General features: G+C 65.7%; 12 protein-coding genes. 1 reads left to right on the top strand and 11 read right to left on the bottom strand.

The features are described from left to right. Nucleotides 1-7: 7 nt before the first annotated feature. Entirely contained in the window at nucleotides 8-2311 is a 2304-nt protein-coding gene (locus AC56LW_RS20145) for a glycoside hydrolase family 95 protein (protein ID WP_499637095.1), read from the bottom strand. After that, entirely contained in the window at nucleotides 2308-4563 is a 2256-nt protein-coding gene (locus tag AC56LW_RS20140) for an exo-alpha-sialidase (protein ID WP_499637093.1), read from the bottom strand. The genes AC56LW_RS20145 and AC56LW_RS20140 overlap by 4 nt, the downstream gene beginning before the upstream one ends. 213 nt (nucleotides 4564-4776) lie before the next feature. On the opposite strand from AC56LW_RS20140, the gene AC56LW_RS20135 reads away from it, so the two are divergent. Then, nucleotides 4777-6357, top strand: a complete 1581-nt coding sequence (locus AC56LW_RS20135; RefSeq protein ID WP_499637091.1) for an aldehyde dehydrogenase (NADP(+)) — start codon at nucleotides 4777-4779, stop codon at nucleotides 6355-6357. 85 nt (nucleotides 6358-6442) lie between these two features. On the opposite strand, the gene AC56LW_RS20130 is transcribed toward AC56LW_RS20135, so the two are convergent. The 9 genes from AC56LW_RS20130 to AC56LW_RS20090 form a co-directional block, all read right to left on the bottom strand. After that, nucleotides 6443-7963, bottom strand: coding sequence for a tyrosinase family protein (locus tag AC56LW_RS20130; RefSeq protein ID WP_499637089.1), 1521 nt, complete (start codon nucleotides 7961-7963; stop codon nucleotides 6443-6445). Nucleotides 7964-8131: 168 nt separating this feature from the next. Next, nucleotides 8132-9274 (bottom strand): sugar ABC transporter permease, encoded by a 1143-nt coding sequence (locus tag AC56LW_RS20125; protein WP_499637087.1) that lies wholly within the window; start codon nucleotides 9272-9274, stop codon nucleotides 8132-8134. Between the two features lie 16 nt (nucleotides 9275-9290). Then, nucleotides 9291-10844, bottom strand: coding sequence for a D-xylose ABC transporter ATP-binding protein (gene xylG / locus AC56LW_RS20120; protein ID WP_499637085.1), 1554 nt, complete (start codon nucleotides 10842-10844; stop codon nucleotides 9291-9293). A gap of 95 nt (nucleotides 10845-10939) precedes the next feature. After that, a complete protein-coding gene (xylF, locus tag AC56LW_RS20115) occupies nucleotides 10940-11944 on the bottom strand; it encodes a D-xylose ABC transporter substrate-binding protein (RefSeq protein ID WP_499637083.1) in 1005 nt (334 codons plus the stop codon). A 111-nt stretch (nucleotides 11945-12055) separates the two neighbouring features. Then, nucleotides 12056-13834 carry an IlvD/Edd family dehydratase gene (locus AC56LW_RS20110; protein ID WP_332532123.1) on the bottom strand — a complete coding sequence of 593 codons (1779 nt, stop codon included), beginning with the start codon at nucleotides 13832-13834 and terminating at the stop codon, nucleotides 12056-12058. A 21-nt stretch (nucleotides 13835-13855) separates the two neighbouring features. Further along, complete coding sequence (locus tag AC56LW_RS20105; protein ID WP_499637081.1) at nucleotides 13856-14728, bottom strand: SMP-30/gluconolactonase/LRE family protein; 873 nt, start codon at nucleotides 14726-14728, stop codon at nucleotides 13856-13858. Beyond that, nucleotides 14725-15528: a D-xylose 1-dehydrogenase gene (gene xylB, locus AC56LW_RS20100; protein WP_332532160.1), complete on the bottom strand. Its 804-nt coding sequence runs from the start codon at nucleotides 15526-15528 to the stop codon at nucleotides 14725-14727. Before xylB ends, AC56LW_RS20105 begins: the two co-directional genes overlap by 4 nt. A gap of 65 nt (nucleotides 15529-15593) precedes the next feature. Further along, nucleotides 15594-16781, bottom strand: a complete 1188-nt coding sequence (locus AC56LW_RS20095; RefSeq protein WP_499637079.1) for a fumarylacetoacetate hydrolase family protein — start codon at nucleotides 16779-16781, stop codon at nucleotides 15594-15596. Between the two features lie 374 nt (nucleotides 16782-17155). After that, on the bottom strand, nucleotides 17156-18259 hold the full coding sequence (locus AC56LW_RS20090; protein ID WP_499637077.1) for a LacI family DNA-binding transcriptional regulator: 1104 nt from the start codon (nucleotides 18257-18259) through the stop codon (nucleotides 17156-17158). Between the last annotated feature and the right edge of the window lie 76 nt (nucleotides 18260-18335).

Genomic DNA, 18335 nt, shown 5'->3' with positions numbered 1-18335 from the left:
TCGTTTTTTATTTGAACAGCGAGGCAGACACAGTGCGGCTCTGCCCTTGTTTGAGCTCGACTTCGGTCACCCATGCGCCGTAGCGCAGCTTGACCTTGCCGTCGTTCGACGGGGCGCGCACGGTGACGTTCTTCAGCAGTCCCTTGCGCCAGACGATGTCGACTTCAAAGCCGCCGCGCGCGCGCAAGCCCTTGACCGAGCCCGTGGCCCAGGCTTTCGGCAACCCGGGCAAGACCTGGATTTCACCCGCGTGCGATTGCACGAGCATTTCAGCCATCGCGGCGGTGGCGCCGAAATTGCCGTCGATCTGGAATGGCGGGTGCGCGTCCAGCAGGTTCGGGTAGGTGCCGCCCGCATTGTTATGTTCCGAGAAGATGCCACCCTGCTCGGCGGCGCGGGCGCCGGGCGCGGCCAGCACGCCGCGCAGCATGCGGTGGGCGCGTTCGCCGTCGTGCAGGCGGGCCCAGAACGCCATCTTCCACGCCATCGACCAGCCGGTGCCGGCGTCGCCGCGCGCTTCGAGCGTGCGTTTGGCCGCAGCGGCCAGCTCAGGCGTTTTGACAGGCCCGATCTGGCGCCCCGGGAACAGTGCGAACAGGTGCGACACGTGGCGGTGCGTGTCATGCGGCGTATCGAGCACCGGATCGTGTTTTTCGTCCAGCCATTCGAGCAGCTGGCCCCAGCTGCCGATGCGCGGGCCGGCCAGGCGGTCGCGCAGATTGGTCAACTCGGCGCGCAGTTCGGGATCGATGTCCAGGATGCCGGCCGCTTCGATCGTGTTGTTGAAGAGGTCCCAGACGATCTGCTGGTCGTAGGCGACGCCGTCTTCGACCGGGCCGTGCTCGGGCGACCAGCCTTGCGGCGCCACCAGGCGTCCGTCGGGCAGCACCTTCAGGTAGTCCTGCCAGAACGCGGCAGCCTCCTTCATCATTGGATAAGCCGTCTCGCGCAGGAAGCGTTCGTCGCGCGTGAAGGCGTAATGTTCCCAGAAGTGCTGGGCGTACCAGGCGTTGCCCGTCTTGTTCCACAGGTAGCCCATCGCGCCAAACGGGTTTGATTCGGTGCGCAGTGTCCAGCCGCGAATCGGCGCGCCATCCTTGCCCTTGAATTCCTGCGCCGTCTGCTGACGCCAGACCGGCGCCAGGCCATTCACGAAGCCGAAGAACGGTTCGGCCAGTTCGGAGAGGTTGGTCACCTCGGCCGGCCAGTAATTCATCTGGACGTTGATGTTGGTGTGGTAGTCCGCATTCCATGGCGGCGCATAGCTGTTGTTCCACAGGCCCTGCAGATTGGCCGGCAGCGAGCCGCGCGAACTGGCGGTGAGCAGGTAGCGGCCATACTGGAAATACTGCGCTTCGAGCTCCGGGTCGCCCCCTTCGCGCGTGTAGGCCAGCAGGCGCGCGTCGGTCGGCAGCGTGCGGCGCTCGGCGAGCGTCGGGCCCAGATCGAGCTCCACCCGCTTGAGCAGGTTGCCCAGATCGCGCTCGTGCTCGACGCGCAGCTCGTCGACGGGGCGCGCGGCGGCCGTGCTCACCTGCTGCGTCACGCGTGCGAGCGGATGGCCGCCTTCAAAGCGGCGCGCCGGATCCATGACGAAGCTGGTGCCGGCGCCCAACACCAGCGTGACCGAATTTGCATTCGCAAAGCCGATCCGCTTGCCGTCGACGGCCAGCTTGCCGCCGTCGTTGAGCACCTGGACCTGGCTCGCATACGACATCACGTTCGTGCTCGGGGCCTGGTCGGGCAGCACGAAGCCGGCCAGCGTGCCCGCCGCGTACAGGCGGTTGCCGCTGACGGCCAGGTGGGCGCCGTGGCGGTCGGTCAATGCGACGCTGCCCGTGTAGCGGCCCGGCTTGTCGGCCGACAGGCGCAGCACGATCACCTGCGCCGGATAGCTGGCCCAGGCTTCGCGCTTGTAGTTCACGCCGTCGTGCGTGTAAGTGACCGTGTGCACGCCGCGCACCAGGTCGAGCGTGCGGCGGTAGTTGGTCACACCGCTCGCATGGGCTGGCAGGTCGACCAGCACGTCGCCGAAAGGTTGAAAAGCGCCCATCGTCTTGTCGTCGCCGGTCCAGAGGGTGATGTCGTTGAACTGCAGGTGTTCGCGGCCCGGCTGGCCGAACAGCATGGCGCCGATGCGGCCATTGCCGATCGGGAGGGCTTCCTTCTCCCAGCCGGTGTCGTTGTCCTGTGCGGGCGCGTGGTAGCGCAAGACGAGGTCGGGAGCGGCCAGCGCGGCGCCGGCAAAGGTCAGGCCGAAGCCAAGGCTGGTGGCGGCAAGCGCCACGCGCAGCGTGTGATTCAAGGTCATTGGGTAACAGGCTTTCCGTGCACGATGCCGCGTCCGGCAGTGCTCATGTAGACAACGCCGAAGCGGTTCATGTCACCGACGATGAAGTGGCCGTCGCCAGGGCCGCCATACTGGTGCGCGTCATCGTTGATGCGCTGCCAGGTGGCGCCCGTGTCGAGCGAGCGGTAGATCCCGCGCACGCCCTTGACACTGCCCCAGATGAACACCGTCGGATACGTTTTGCCCGGTGCAGCCTTGCCGAAGCCGACCGCGCCGCAATAGTCGATATCGAATACCGGCTTGAAGCTGGCGCCGCCATCGATCGAGCGCGCGAGGCCCCCCTGCTTGAGCGGGGCCCACAAGTCGCCTTCCCGTTCGGGCGCCGCGCGGATTAGGCGCGAGCCGCCCGAAGGCAGACTGGCGCGCGCCGTGAACGTGGCGCCGCTGTCACTGCTGGCCACCAGGGCCTTGTCATCATACGCGTAGAACACGTTCGCCCGCACCGGATCGGCCACGGCGCGCATCCGATTGCCCGTCAGGCCGGCGACCGGGGTCCAGGTCGCGCCCGTGTCGCCGGAGCGGAACGAGGTCGTCGAGTCCTGCGGCGTGTGCACGAGCGTTGCGCCATCGGCCGAGATGGCAATCTGGCCCCGCGTGCCCTGCATCGTCGGTGTCTTGTTCCAGGTGGCGCCACCGTCGCGCGTGACCAGCATCGCGTCGCCAACCCGCACCAGGGTGCCGGGCCGGCCCGCCGCCGCGTCCAGGCCCGTCGTGGTACCGATTTCGGGCTTGTGGATGCGGCCATGGCGCGCCGGATCGTCGTGCAGGAAGCCGTCGTAGTCGCCGATGGCGGACACCAGCGGCGCGCCCGGCATGCTCACCAGGCCAAGCGGCACCGTCTCTTCCAGCCCCTTGACCGTGAACGTCCAGGTGGCCGGGACGGCGTCGATGTTCGCGGTGCGGAAGATGCCGTTGCCGGACGTGACCCAGACCGCGCGGGAGTCGCGGGGATCGAATTCGACCGACCCGGCCCAGTGAATCGCATGCCCTTCGAGCCACGGCACGCCGGCGGCGTCGCGCCGGAAGCCACGCGCGATGACGTCGGTCCAGGTGGCGCCGGCGTCGTTCGACACCAGGATGCGGTCGCCTTTGGCGTCGCCTTGTGGGATAAACGTGTTGATGGTCGAGACGACAAGGCGGCGCGGGTTGACCGGGTCGACGCTGATGCCGGCGAACGGGCGCGTCCAGCCGGCCGGCGTGACGTCGGCCCAGGCACCCGTGGCGATCTTGTAGCGCCAGACCTGGCCCCGTTGCATCGGTTCGTTACCGCTCTTGTCCGGATGCGGACCGGCGCCGTCGGCGTACGCGATGTACAGGTTGCCTGCGCCATCGAGCGCGGCACGCTGGGGCATCAGGCCGGCCGGTCCGCCTGTCACCGGCTGGAAGCTCGCGCCGGCATCGTCGCTGCGGTACAGGTTGGGGCCGACGCTGGCGAAGCGCGAGACGCCGACGAACACGCGGCGCGCGTGGCCATCTTTTACGCTGGCGGGATCGGGCAGCACGATGTTCAGGCCGACGTCGTTCGGCGTCGTCGTGACGGGCAGCGCGTCGTTTCTTTGCCAGGTCTTGCCCGAGTCATTGCTGGTAAACAGGCCGTTGCGGCGTGAGCCGAGGTACAGGCGTGTATTCGTCGATTGATTCGATCCCGGGTCGACAGCGAGCCGCTCGCCGTTTTGCCGGCCGAAGCCGTTGCCGTGCGTTTTGAACTGGGCGGTGACATCGACGACGTCGAAGGTCTTGCCATAGTCGGTCGAGCGCAGGATGGCGGTGCGGCCGCCGTTCAGGTAGGCGATACCGGCCAGCAGCCAGATGTTGCCGGCGTTGTGCGGATCTACGGCGAGTGCATCGATGCCCAGGAAGCCCGTCTGGTCTTCGCCGACCCAGTCGAGCAGCGGATACCAGCGGCCCTCTTTTGCGCTCCAGCGGTAGGCGCCGCCAACATCGGTGCGCGCATAGGCGACGTCCGGCTCGCTGCGGCTTGGCACGACGGCCGTCACGAAGCCACCGCCACCGATGGCGACGCTGTCCCAGGCATAGGCGACGGTTGATGCAGTCGATGCAGTCGATACAGTCGCTGATACCTCAGCGCCGGATGATGACGCCGCGGTCGCTGTGTCCGTGACGGTGGCCGTGGCCGTGGCAGCGGCCCCGACGACGATGGCCGCGACCGCGCCCACGAACACGCCAAGCTGGCGCGCGTACGTGGTAGGCATGGTGTCTCCTGATTGTTCTTATGTGTCGCCTGTGGGTGGCGACTATTAGCTTGCTGCAAACCATGCTAAACAATACAGACGACGCTGGCAAGCAGAATGTTCGCGCTAACAAATAATTTACAGGATAGGAAGCAGGATATCGCCCAACCTCTCCACGCAGGCATGATTGCGTATAACATTGGCGACCTATACGAATTCAACACAGGAGATTGCATGAACATCAGCGGAGAAATGATCATCGGCGCACGCATCGTGCGCGGCGCAGCCGGTACCGTACGTGCCTACAACCCGGGCACGAAGCAGGAACTCGAACCCGCGTTCGGTCTTGCCTCGCCCGACGACCTGGCCCAGGCCTGCCTGCTGGCCGACGCCGCCGTCGAACCGTACCGCGCGCTGAGCCTGGAAGAGCGCGCCAATTTTCTTGAAACGATCGCGCAGCGCATCCTGGATCTGGGCCCGGCACTGATCGAGCGCGCCAGCCAGGAAAGCGGCTTGCCGACGGCGCGCCTCGAAGGCGAGCGTGGCCGCACCGTCGGCCAGTTGCGCCTGTTCGCCAAGGTCGTGCGCGACGGCTTGTTTCTCGAAGCGACGCTCGACTCGGCCCTGCCCGAGCGCACGCCGCCACGCGCCGACCTGCGCATGCGCAAGATTCCCGTCGGCCCGGTTGCCGTGTTCGGGGCCAGCAATTTCCCGCTCGCGTTTTCCGTCGCCGGTGGCGATACCGCCTCGGCGCTCGCCGCCGGCTGCCCGGTCGTCGTCAAGGCGCACAATGCGCACCTGGGCACGTCCGAGCTGGTCGGCAAGGCCGTGTTGCAGGCAGCGCTCGACTGCGGTATGCCCGAAGGCGTGTTCTCGCTGCTGATCGGCGAAGGCAACATGATCGGCGGCGACCTCGTGAGCCATCCGGCGATCCGTGCGGTCGGCTTTACCGGTTCGCGCGCAGGCGGGCTGGCCCTGGCGCAGATCGCCAGCCGCCGCAAGGAACCGATTCCCGTCTACGCCGAGATGAGCAGCATCAATCCGGTCTACCTGCTGCCGGGCGCGCTGGCCACCGGCAGCGCTGCGCTGGCAGGCGCGTTCGTCGACTCGCTGACGATGGGCGTCGGCCAGTTCTGCACCAACCCGGGCCTGGTGATCGGCGTGGCCGGGCCGCAGCTCGACGCGTTCCGCACTGCGGCAGCGGCAGCGCTGCAACTCAAGCCGGCGGGCACGATGCTCACCGCGGGCATCCATACTGCCTATACGGACGCGGTGGGTATGCGCGCCGGTATCGCGGGCGTGACGCTCGTCGCGCACGGCAGCAGCGAAGGCGCGGGCTGCGCGGCGAAGGCGGCGCTGTACGAGTGCGACGCCGCCACCTTCCTGGCCAATCCGGCGCTGGAAGAAGAAATCTTCGGCCCGGTTTCGCTGCTGATCGCGTGCCAGGATGAAGGAGAGCTGCTGGCCGTGACGCGCCACCTGGAAGGCCAGCTGACGGCCACCGTGCATGCAGTCGCGAGCGACCATGCACTGGCCGGCGCTCTGTTGCCGCTGCTGGAACGCAAGGTCGGCCGCATCCTGTTCAATGGCTTCCCGACCGGCGTCGAGGTAGCGCATGCGATGGTGCACGGCGGCCCGTTCCCGGCCACCACCGATCCACGCAGCACATCGGTGGGCGCGACTGCCATCGAGCGCTTCCTGCGCCCCGTTTGTTACCAGGACGTGCCGGCTGGCCTGCTGCCCGATGCGCTCAAGGACGGCAATCCGCTGCGGATCGCCCGCCTGGTCAATGGCGAGCTCGAGCTGCCTGCGTAAGCACTACGAACGCGGACCAGGGTTGCGGGACCAACACCGCGGCCATGGTCAGCGTCTGTGTCTGTGTCTGCGTCTGCGTCTGCGTCTACAAATGCTGCCGTTCGATATCCTCGGCATCTCCGGACAACATATGCGCATCGTCCGGGACGAACGCGAGTTCGACCCGGATCTCGCTGGCCAGGATGGCCTTGCCGGCCGGCGGACGATCGCCGTCGACACGCACCCAGGACAACGCGAGCTCGCTGAAATTGACGCGGTCTTGCCGCGCCAGCAAGTACGACACATCGAATTCGATCCGTGGCGTGCCGTGGTGCGCTGCGGCGGCGATCTGGAATGCGCCCAGCGTGCCGATGAGCGACGCCTCACGCTCCGCCTGCGACGCAACCACGGCTGGCAGGTCGAGATACAGCGCATAGAAAAAGCCGCCCTTCTTCGCGGCCGTGCCGACGGCCAGGTTGTCAAACACCAGCTTGATCGTGCCCGGCATCTGTCGAGAATTCGAAAAAGAATCGGAAGGAGATTCGGAACGAGATTCGGACCGGGAATCCAGCTCACCAACATCACGGCACAGCGCAACGACCCGTGCAAGTTCCGCCGCGTCGCTTTTCCCCAGCCGCAGCAGTACCGACACCGATTGCTCATCGAACGGCACTTGCGCCACGCCACTCACTGAGCGCCGTGTGCTCGACAGGCGGCGCCCCGCCACCGTCCTGAACGACTGGAACGGCGGCCGCTCCAGCAGCGCTGCACGGGCCGCAGAAACGGCAGGGACCGGTGGCAGCGTCGTCGGCACAGCGTTGGACGCATATGTCGTGCCCAGCCAGCCGGGGATTCTGGTCTTGTAGCGCTCGATGCTCAGACCGCTCGCATACACATGGTTGCCTGCCCAATAGACATCGCTGTTGGTCGACGAATACGGATTCGCTGACTTGGGCATGGTCTTGCCCGTTAGCAGCGACCAAGCATGCGTCAAGCGGTCGACACTGGCGTGATGCAGGAAAAAGATGGGATCGAGCGGCGACTGCATCGTGCTCATGACGCCGCCGATCAGATCATGGATGGGATTGTGCACGTCTTCGATGCTCGGCTCGAACGCGTTGCTCTTGCCACGCTGAAAATTGCGCACCGCCGACGCGAATGGCGCCAGGCTCAGTGCGCTGCGAACGTTCGAACTCTGCCTGGGCACATACAGCGGATTGCCGGGCGCCGGATCGGTGAACTCCGCTGGCAAGGTCGCGTACGAGTAATAGTCCCAATACGGCAGCGTCAGGTTCGGATTGCCGGACACGGTACGCAATTGCTGCTCGAAGTGATACAGATACCCGCGGTGCCATGAAATGAAATAGGGCACGCCGTGCGGACAGGTGTTGACATGCACATTGGACCAATAAGACAGTGAGCCGGGGCTGGCCTGACTGGCGTTGGCGCGCATCGTCGCAATGGCATTGACGAAGGCCGGATATTGATTGGTGGTCTTGAACTGTTTCCATTCAAGCCGCGGCCCACTACTCGCCTGCGCGGCCGCCAGGCCGGGAAAACACTGTAAGACAGTGACCCCGATACCTGTTTTTAGAAACGTTCTCCTCGCGCCACTATGGGTTTTCATCGCATCCCCCGACTGAACAAAAAACGCTACATGTTCAGTCGAGTGTAGGAAAAGATCCGGCGGATGGCGCGCGCACGATTGTCCGATTTAACAGCGATCAAAAACGCGCCAAAGCGCGTGGCTCACATCGGACAATTGGTGCGCTGACAGCGATAAATCCAATGAAGCTTAACGCGTGTTGCCGCGCGTCGCGACATCCAGCCACACGGCCAGTGTCAGAATCAAGCCCTTGACGATCATTTGCCAGTACGCATCCACATCCAGCATCGACATGCCATTGTCCAGGCTTGCCATCACGAGGGCGCCGACCAGGGCGCCATGCACGGTGCCGGCGCCGCCGCGCATCGAGGTGCCGCCGATGAAACAGGCAGCGATCACGTCGAGCTCGGCCGACACCCCGGCCGACGGCGAACCGGCCGCCAGGCGCGCCGTGTTGATCAGGCCAGCCAGCGCGCACATCAGGCCCATCAGGCCGAAGATCCACAGCTTCACCTTGCGCACGTCAATGCCGGACAGGCGCGTCGCTTCCATATTGCTGCCCACCGCGTAGATGCGGCGGCCGAACACGGTCTGCCGTGCGATGTAGCTGAACACACCCAGCAGCACCAGCAGGATCAGCACCGGCAGCGGAATGCCTTCGTAGCTGTTGAAGGTCGAGATCAGTCCGGCCAGCACGGCGCCCGCAATCACCACGCGCAGCGCCGAGCGCCACATCGGAATGACCGGCAGCTTGTGGCGCGCCTGGCTCGCACGCTGGCGCCAGACCAGCACGCAGGTCAGCACGAACAGGGCCACGCCCAGGATACTGCCCCACAGCGGCGGCAGGTACGCCTGGCCCAGCTGCTCCATGCCAGGCGACACGGGCGCCACGGTGGCGCCGCCGGTCAGCCCCAGCACGACCCCGCGGTACGCCAGCATCCCGCCCAGGCCGACAATGAAGGACGGTATGCCCGCATACGCTGTCAAGTACCCGTTGAGAAACCCGCACAACAGCCCCGCGCCAAGCACGATGAGGATGGACAGCGGCAGCGGCAAGCCGTGCGTGACATCGAGCACCGCGGCCATCCCGCCCAAAAGCCCCAGCAACGAGCCGATGGACAGGTCGATTTCGCCGGCGATGATGACGAACACCATACCGCAGGCGAGGATGCCGGTCACCGACATCTGGCGCATCAGGTTCGACAGGTTGCGCGCCGAGGTAAAGCCGCCGTCCGTCTTCCAGCTGAAGAAGGCCCAGATCAGCGCGATTGCCACCAGCAGCGCCAGAATCTTGTACTGCGTGAAAATCCGTTTGAACGTCATCGTGGTCATTGTGTGATTGTGGTTGTCATGCGTGATGTGGGATCGATGGCGCGGCGGCGGCCTGGCCCAGCGCGGCGGCCAGCACCGTTTCCTGGTTCAGGTCCTGGTTGACGAAGTCGCCGTTCAGGCGCCCTTCCTTCATCACCAGCACGCGGTCGGACACGCCCAGGACTTCGGCCAGTTCGGACGAGACCATGATGATCGCGATCCCCTGCGCCGCCAGTTCCAGCATCAGTTTGTAGATTTCGAACTTGGCGCCGACGTCCACGCCGCGCGTCGGTTCGTCCAGGATCAGCACTTTCGGGCCAGTCAACAGCATCTTGGCCAGCACCGCCTTTTGCTGGTTGCCGCCCGAAAGCGACGTGATGGCCAGCGCCGGTGTCGCGGTCTTGAGCGCCAGCCGGCTGATTTGCTCGCTCACGGCGCCCGCTTCTTCGTGGTCGTCGATGCGGCTCGCGTGCGAAAAGCGCGGCAGGACCGACAGCGTGATGTTCTCGCCCACCGACAGGTCGCGCACGATACCGTGGTGCTTGCGGTCTTCGGGCACCAGCGCGAAGCCGGCGCGGATGGCTTTCAGGGGTTCGGACGTATCGACCTTGCGGCCCTCGAGCCAGACTTCGCCTTCATGCTTGCCCGGGTACGCACCAAAGATGGCAGTCACGAGTTCCGTGCGCCCGGCCCCGACGATCCCTGCGATGCCGAGGATTTCGCCGCGCCGCACCTGGAACGACACGTCGTCGACCTTCTTGCGACCCGGCTGATCCGGGTCGTAGCACGTGATGTGGCGCGCCTCCATGACCACCTCCCCCACCGGATGCGGCAGCGACGGATACATCTGGCTCATCTCGCGGCCGCACATCTGGTTGATGATGCGCTCGACGCTCATCGCTTCCATCGGCGTGGTGGCGATATGCTTGCCGTCGCGGATGACGACGACGGTGTCGCAGATGGCCGCGACTTCTTCGAGCTTGTGCGAGATGTAGACGCAGGCGACGCCCCGGCTTTTCAGGTCGCGGATGATGTCGAGCAGGACCGCGATCTCCGACGCCGTCAGCGATGCCGACGGCTCGTCGAGGATCAACAGGCGCGCGTTCTTGTTCAGGGCCTTGCCGATCTCGATCAGCTGCTGGTGCCCGCCGCCGTAGTGCTTCACCGGCAGCACCACGTTCACATCCGGCAGTTTCAGGCCGCGCAGGATCTCGGCAGCCTTCTGGTTCATGGCCGGATAATCCATGCGCCCGCCGGGCAGCGTGATCTCATTACCCAGAAAGATGTTCTCGGCCACGCTCAGTTCGGGCACGAGCATCAGTTCCTGGTGGATGATGATGATGCCGGCGTCCTCGGTCTCGCGCACCGAGCGCGCCCGGAGTAGCTGGCCATCCAGCACGATCTCGCCCTCCCAGGTCCCGTGCGGATAGACGGCCGACAGCACCTTCATCAGCGTCGATTTGCCGGCGCCGTTCTCGCCGCACAGGCCGATACACTCGCCCGGGCGGATCGCCAGGTCGATGCCATCGAGCGCGGGCACCCCGTTGAATCGCTTGGCGATTCCCTTCATTTCAAGCAGATAGCCGGCCATCGAAAGACTCGTTTCAAGACGTTGGACCACCGGCCGGCGAGGCTCGCCAGCCGGTGCGCCCGCAGGCGCGGACGCTGTAGCAGCGTGACGCCGGCTTATTTTCCGGCCAGCTGGCCCTGGGTGTAGAAGCCGTCCTTGACCAGCATGTCGACGTTGGCCTGGTTCAGCAGGATCGGCTTGAGCAGGATGGTGTTGACGGGCTTGAAGCCGTTATTCAATTGCGCGTTGTAGGCGGGCTTTTCGTTGCGCACCAGTTGTACGGCCAGCGTTGCGGCGCTGGTGGCGATATTGCGCAGTGGTTTGTAGACCGTCATCGACTGCGTGCCGGCGATCACGCGGCGCACGGCCGCCAGGTCGGCGTCCTGGCCCGAGACCGGGACCTTGCCGGCCAGCTTCTGCGACGACAGCGCCTGGATCGCGCCGCCGGCGGTGGCATCGTTCGAGGCCACGACAGCGTCGATCTTGTTGCCGTTGGCGGTCAGCGCATTTTCAATGATGGCCATCGCCTCCGACGGGCTCCAGTCCTTGACCCACTGGCGGCCGACGACCTTGATGTCGCCCTTGTCGATCAGCGGCTGCAGCACCTTCATCTGGCCTTCGCGCAGGATCTTGGCGTTGTTGTCAGTCGGCGCGCCGCCCAGCAGGTAGTAGCTGCCTTTTGGTTTGAGCGCGACGATCGACTGCGCCTGCAGTTCGCCAACGGCCTTGTTGTCGAACGAGATGTAGGCGTCGACATCGGCATTGAGGATCAGGCGGTCGTACGACAGCACCTTGATCTTGGCTTTCTTGGCTTCGCGGATCGCGTTGTTCAGCACGGTCGCGTTGTACGGCACGATGACCAGGACGTCCACGCCGCGCGAGATCAGGTTCTCGATCTGGGCGATCTGGCGCTGCTCGCTGGCGTCGGCCGACTGCACATATACCTTGGCGCCGAGCTTTTCGGCCGCGCCGATGAAGTAGTCGCGGTCACGGGTCCAGCGCTCCAGGCGCAGGTCGTCGATCGAAAAGCCGATCTTCGGATTCTTGGCGTCAGCCATGGCGGGGGCGGATGCGAACAGCATTGCGCAACCGATGCCGACTGCCGTGATGAGTTTTTTCATGCTTGTCTCCAGTTATTTTCGACGCGTGGACAGTACCGTCCAGGCGAAGTTCCGACATTCTGCTCAAGAATGGCTATGAATGCCACTTTTAGTCATCGTACAAACTGCCGTTTAGTGGTTATGCCGCGGCATCGCGCCGGCCACGGCCCGGTACGGCAAGGCCAGTTCCATGCAGGCGCCCGTGTGCAGCTGGCCCACCGTCGCGCGGTAGATCTCTTGCCACGGTGTCTGGCTTGGCGGGATCGCTGGCGGCGTATCGAGCTTGCGCGCCTCGAGTTCGGCGTCCGACAGCAGCACGTCGCAGCGCCCGTGCACCAGGTCGACGCGCACGATATCGCCCGTGTGCAGCAGCGCCAGATTGCCGCCGGCCGCGCTTTCGGGTGACGCATTCAGGATCGACGGGCTGTCCGAGGTGCCCGACTGGCGACCATCGCCCAGCGTCGGCAGGTTGTTGATGCCGCGCTTGATCAGCGCATCGGGCGGTTGCATGTTGACGACTTCGGCCGAACCGGGCCAGCCGATCGGACCGGCGCCGCGAATCACCAGCATCGTGTGCTCGTCGATACCCAGTTCAGGGTCATTGATGCGCGCATGGTAATCGTCCGAGCCGTCGAACACGACGACCTTGCACTCAAAGCAGTTCTCGGCGCCCGGCGTGGCCAGGTAGCGTTCGCGAAAGCTCGGTGAAATCACGCTCGTCTTCATGATCGCGAAATCGAACAGGTTGCCCTTCAGGACCAGGAAGCCCGCGTTTTCTTTTAGCGGATCGGCGAACGGGCGGATCATCTCGCGGTCCATCGTCTGGTGCATGTCGATGTTCTGGGCCAGCGTTTTGCCGGTCACCGTCAAACGGTCCGAGCGCAACAGGCCCGCCTGATCGAGTTCCCACATCACGGCCGGCACGCCGCCCGCGCGGTGGAAGCGCTCGCCCAGGTATTTGCCGGCAGGCTGCATGTTCAGCAGCAGCGGCACTTCGTAACCGTAGGTCATCCAGTCCTCGGTCGTGATCTCCACGCCCGCATGGCGCGCCATGGCCATGATGTGCGGCTGCGCATTGCTCGAGCCGCCGATGGCCGCGTTGACGACGATCGCATCGAGGAACGCGTCGCGCGTCAGGATGTTCGACGGGCGCACGTCTTCCATCGCCAGGCCAACGATGCGCCGGCCCGTCTCGTACGCCATCTGGCCGCGCTCACGGTACGGCGCGGGAATCGCGGCGCAACCGGTCAGCGACATGCCCAGCGCTTCGGCCACGGCATTCATCGTCGAGGCCGTGCCCATCGTGTTGCAATGGCCGGCCGAGGGGGCCGAGGCGGTGGCGATGTTCATGAATTTCTGTTCGTCGATCGAGCCGGCGGCCAGCTGGCGGCGCGCCTTCCAGATCGCCGCGCCCGACCCCACCAGTTCACCGTCGAACCAGCCATCGAGCATCGGCCCGCCCGACAGCACAATGGCCGGCATGTCGACGGTCGACACGGCCATCAGCTGGGCCGGCGTGGTCTTGTCGCAGCCGGTCGTCAGCACCACGGCGTCGATCGGATAGCCGTGCAGGATCTCCACCAGGCCCAGATAGGCCAGGTTGCGGTCCAGGGCAGCGGTCGGGCGGCGGCAGTTTTCAAAGATCGGGTGCAGCGGGAATTCCATCGGGATGCCGCCGGCATCACGGATGCCGTCGCGCACGCGCTTGACGAGTTCCAGGTGGATCCGGTTGCACGGCGTGATGTCGCTGCCGCTCTGGGCGATGCCGATGATCGGTTTGCCCGAGCGCAGTTCGTCGGGCGTGATCCCGTAGTTCATGAAGCGCTCGAGGTACAGCGCCGTCATGTCGATCCGCTCCGGATTGTCAAACCAGTCCTGCGAGCGGAAACGGAAGGTGGATTGCTTGGTCATGCGGTGATTCTCCAGTGCGCGTTACAGGTGCAACGCATGTTGCGGCAGGCCCGGCGCATCGGCGCGGAACGTGAACAGGCCACCGGCCAGCGGCTGCGCCAGCAGATCGGCCTCGCTCAAACCCTTGCGCGCGGTGGTGGCATACACGGTGCGCAGATCGTCGCCGCCAAAGGCCGGCTTGGTGATGTTCGCGCACGGGAAGCGCACCTCACCGACCTTGCGTCCTTGCGGATCGTAGCGGTCGATGCGCCAGCCGCCGAAGACGGCTACCCAAAGGTGCCCTTCGGCGTCGACTGCCATGCCGTCCGGATGGCCGCTGCCTTCGTGCGTGACGAACAGGCGTTTGCCCCTGAGCGCGCCATCCGCGCCCAGGTCGAACGCGTAGATGGTGCGTGCCAACGTGTCGGTGTGGTACAGCGTGGTCGCGTCCGGGCTGATGGCCGGGCCATTGGTGATGATGTAGCCGGCGTCCATTGCGCGCGCCGGCTGGCCGGCGCCGTCGAAGCGGTACAGCGTGCCGGTGGTCTCGCTCTCGCCATTGTCCATCGAGCCAAACCACAGGCGCCCGGCTGCATCGACGTGGCCATCGTTGAAGCGGTTGCCCGGCAGGTCGGCTTCGACGCGGGCCAGCGCCACGAACGCGCCGTCGTTCTCCAGAAAGCGGTACAGGCCATCTTCGAGCCCGCACACCATGCCGCCGTCGTCGCTCGGCGCGAGAAACCCGATCTGCGACGGCGCATCCCAGCTCTGGCGCGCACCGCCGTCTTCATCGCAGCAGTGGATGCGGCGGCCCTTGATGTCGACGAACCAGATTTTGCGCCGGACCGCGTCCCACAAGGCGCCCTCGCCCAGCGTGGCCTTGACGTCCCACAGGCAGTGTACGGCGCCGGTCATGCGCCGTACCAGCCAGCGTCGACGAAGTATTCGCGGCCGCTGCAGCGGCGCGCGTTGTTCGAGGCCAGGAACAGCGACAGCGCCGCCACGTCCTGCATCTCGACGCGCTGCGGCAGGCACTGGCCGGCCAGGATGCGCGCTTCTTCTTCCGGCGTATGCCACAGCGCCTGCTGGCGCGGCGTGCGCACGGCGCCCGGGATGACGGTATTGACGCGGATGTTCTCGGCGCCAAGGTCGCGCGCCAGGCCGCGGCTCATCGCCTCGATCGCCGCCTTGGCCATCATGTACAGCGACAGCTGGTTCGACGCGAGGTACCACGAGATCGAGCCGAAATTGAGGATCACGCCGCTGCCCTGGCGGCGCATCATCGCGACCGCCGCCTGGCTGCAGAAATACGTGTGGCGCAGATTGACCGCCATCCGGCTTTCCCAGTAGTCGGGCGTGACGTCGTCGATGCCGTGGCGGTCGTCGTTGGCGGCGTTATTGAGCAGGATGTCGATGCCACCAGCCTCGGCTTCGATGGCGGCAAAGGTCGCGGCCAGCGCATCGAGGTCGGTCAGGTCGCACGGCAAAAAGCGTGGCTTGTGCGCGGAACCGGCCAGCGCGTCGGCCAGCGCCGTCGATGCTTCCCTGGCGATGTCGAGGAACCAGACCTGCGCGCCCTGACCGGCAAATGCCGTCACCAGTTCGCTGCCGATGCCGGTGCCGCCACCGGTGATGACGACGCGCTTGTCGCGCAGGTCGGGATAGGTCGCGTAGACCAGCGCGGCGGGGGTGGAATCTGGTGTTGAATCGTGCATCGTGAACTCGTGGTTATCTTGAAGCGGATCGGAAAGCGAAACGTGCAGCGCGCCGTCAGGAGGGGTCATGCTGGACGGCCTGCCAGCAGGTCGCGCCGGGCCAGGTTCTGGTACAGCGCGCGCACGCCGAAGGTCCATGGCGTAATGGTGTCGCTGCGGCCGACCGTGTTGACCAGGGCGCCCAGCGCCGGGGTCGAGATGGTGACCTTGTCGCCCGGGTGGTGCGTAAAGCCGCCACCGGCCGCGCCGCGGTCCTTGATCGGCGAGAACATCGTCCCCAGAAACAGCATGAAGCCATCCGGATACTGGTGATGCGCGCCGCAGGTCTGGGCCACCAGATCGAGCGGGTCGCGGCTGATCTCGCGCATGCGGCTAGAGCCGGCCAGCGTGAAGCCGTCGTCCGCGCCCTCGATCAGCATGCCCACTTCGCAGCCCCGCAGCGTGTCGAGCGTGAAGTCGCCGTCGAAGAGGCGCACGAACGGGCCGATGGCGCACGAGCCGTTGTTGTCCTTGGCCTTGCCCAGCAGGAGCGCGCTGCGCCCTTCAATGTCGCGCAGGTTGACGTCGTTGCCCAGTGCGGCGCCAACGATTTCGGCGCGGCTGTTCACGGCCAGCACGATCTCGGGTTCCGGGTTGTTCCAGTGCGACGACGGGTGCAGGCCGACCACCGCGCCATGGCCCAGCGACGACATCGGCTGCGATTTGGTAAAGACTTCGGCGTCCGGGCCGATGCCCACTTCCATGTACTGCGACCACAGGCCGCGCGCGCTCAGCTCCGTTTTCAGGCGCATCGCGGCGCTGGAACCCGGCACCATCTCGGCCAGGTTGGTGCCGATGGTCGCCTGCAGTTCCGTGCGCAAGGCAGAGGCGCGGGCAGGATCGCCCTTGGCCTGTTCTTCGATGACGCGCTCGAGCAGGCTGACGGCAAACGTCACGCCGGCGGCCTTGATGGCCTGCAGGTCGCATGGCGCGAGCAGCCCGACGCCGCCCTCGCCCAGGCCACCGTCCAGCGCGGCCTGCAGCAGGCTGGCAGCGTCGCCCAGGTCCTCGCCCGCCGCGCTCCTGACGATCGCCAGCATGTCGGCGGCATCGCGCTCGAACAGGTCGGCGACGGTGGCCGCGTGGTGGGTGATGTCGATCAGGCGGCCGGCGCGCACGGCGACGACTGCCGGGCCGTCGATCGGCGCCGGGCGCCAGACGCGGCCAACCAGCAGGGCCGACGCGATGTCATCGGGTAGCGAAGATGCGGTCATGTTCTCTCTCGTTCGTGGTGATGGGTCTTGGCGGGCGCGCAGACGGATGCAAGGCAGCGTGGCGCGGGCAACCGGGACAGACCGGTACTCAGGAGGTGTGACGGGAAGGCGCGCGGCGCAGCGTGGCTGCAGCCACGCCGGCGGGCAGCCGGGTGTGCGGGTCTGGCATGGTCGTCTCCTGATGCTTTTTGATTATTTTAATGTGCGTCACAACAATCCTTTAACAGAATTGTTAGCGCAACCATTGCAGTCTAAACTTCTGCTCGGATGGTTGTCAACGAATTATTGGAAAGCTTGCAGGCGGGAGGGACGGGTACAGAAATCCGTGCTGCGCGCTGGTCCCGGCCCACAGCGGGACCAGCACGGCATCTTGATCAGACGGTCCGCGCAGCAGCAGGCAGGCGTGCTGGCGGGCGCACGCGTGGCGCGGCGTCGGACTGGCGCCGCACCAGAACGAAGTCCATCCGCGTCTGCTCCGGCTCGGCCGGTTCTTCTTCGCGCATTGCGCGCACACGCCGCACCAGCGCCTGCACCGCTTCACGCGCCATCTCGGCAATCGGCTGGCGCACCGTCGTCAGTTCGGGCCAGATGGTCGTGGCCAGCGCGGTATCGTCGAAGCCGGTCACGGTGAGGTCGCCCGGCACGTCCAGCGCCAGGCGGTGCGCGACAGCGACCGTGGCGGCAGCCATGTCATCGTTGCTGGCGAAGATCGCCGTCGGTCGCTCGGCGAGCGCGAGCAACTGCTCGGCCGCGTCCAGGCCCGAGCGGTAGGTGAACATCCCCTGCACCACCAGTTCATCGGCTGCATCGGCGTTCATTTCCGCGATCGCGGCGCGGTAGCCGTCGAGACGGCGCGCGCTGGCGCTCTGGTTCGGGTGGCCGACGATGAAGCCGATGCGCTGGTGGCCGAGGGCGATCAGGTGGCGCGTCATGTAGTGGGCGGCATCGTAGTCGTCGATGCTGACGGCGCCCAGGCCCGGTGCGGGCGAACCGCAGGCAACGACGACGGCGGGAATGCCGGCGCGTTCCACGCAACCCAGCACGGCTTCGCTGTCGCACAGGGGTGGCGGCAGGATCACGCCATCGAGCCCGTTGTCGATCAGGCGCTGCGTGTGTTCGGTTTCGTGGTTGCCCGCTTCGCACTTCTCGACGAACAATTGCACGTTGTTCAGGCCCGACTGGTTCAGCAGGCCGACGAGAAATTCGCTCAGGTAGGCGGCACTCGGGTTGCTGTACAAGAAACCGACGCGAATCGGCTTGGAACCGGCCAGATTGCGCGCTTCCTGGTTCGGCGTATAGTTCAGTGCAGCGACCGCATCGGCAACTTTGCGCCGGGTGCTCTCACGCACCAGGGTTTTCCCGTTCATGACGCGCGAGACCGTCATGGCGGACACGCCGGCCAGTTTGGCGACGTCCACCATCGTTGGCTTACCGTGTTCCATTGCTTCACGGATGCTGTCGAGCGTCACTTTACTCATGTCAGGATTGTTTTCAAGGCCAGGGAAATGGGCTTGATGTTAGCACAGCAACGCTTGGGATTGCGCTAACATCCTC

The organism is Telluria sp. LT2P80, assembly GCF_059685955.1.
Note: the sequence above shows the minus strand (reverse complement) of the source record. Positions and strands in the feature narration are given on the sequence as shown.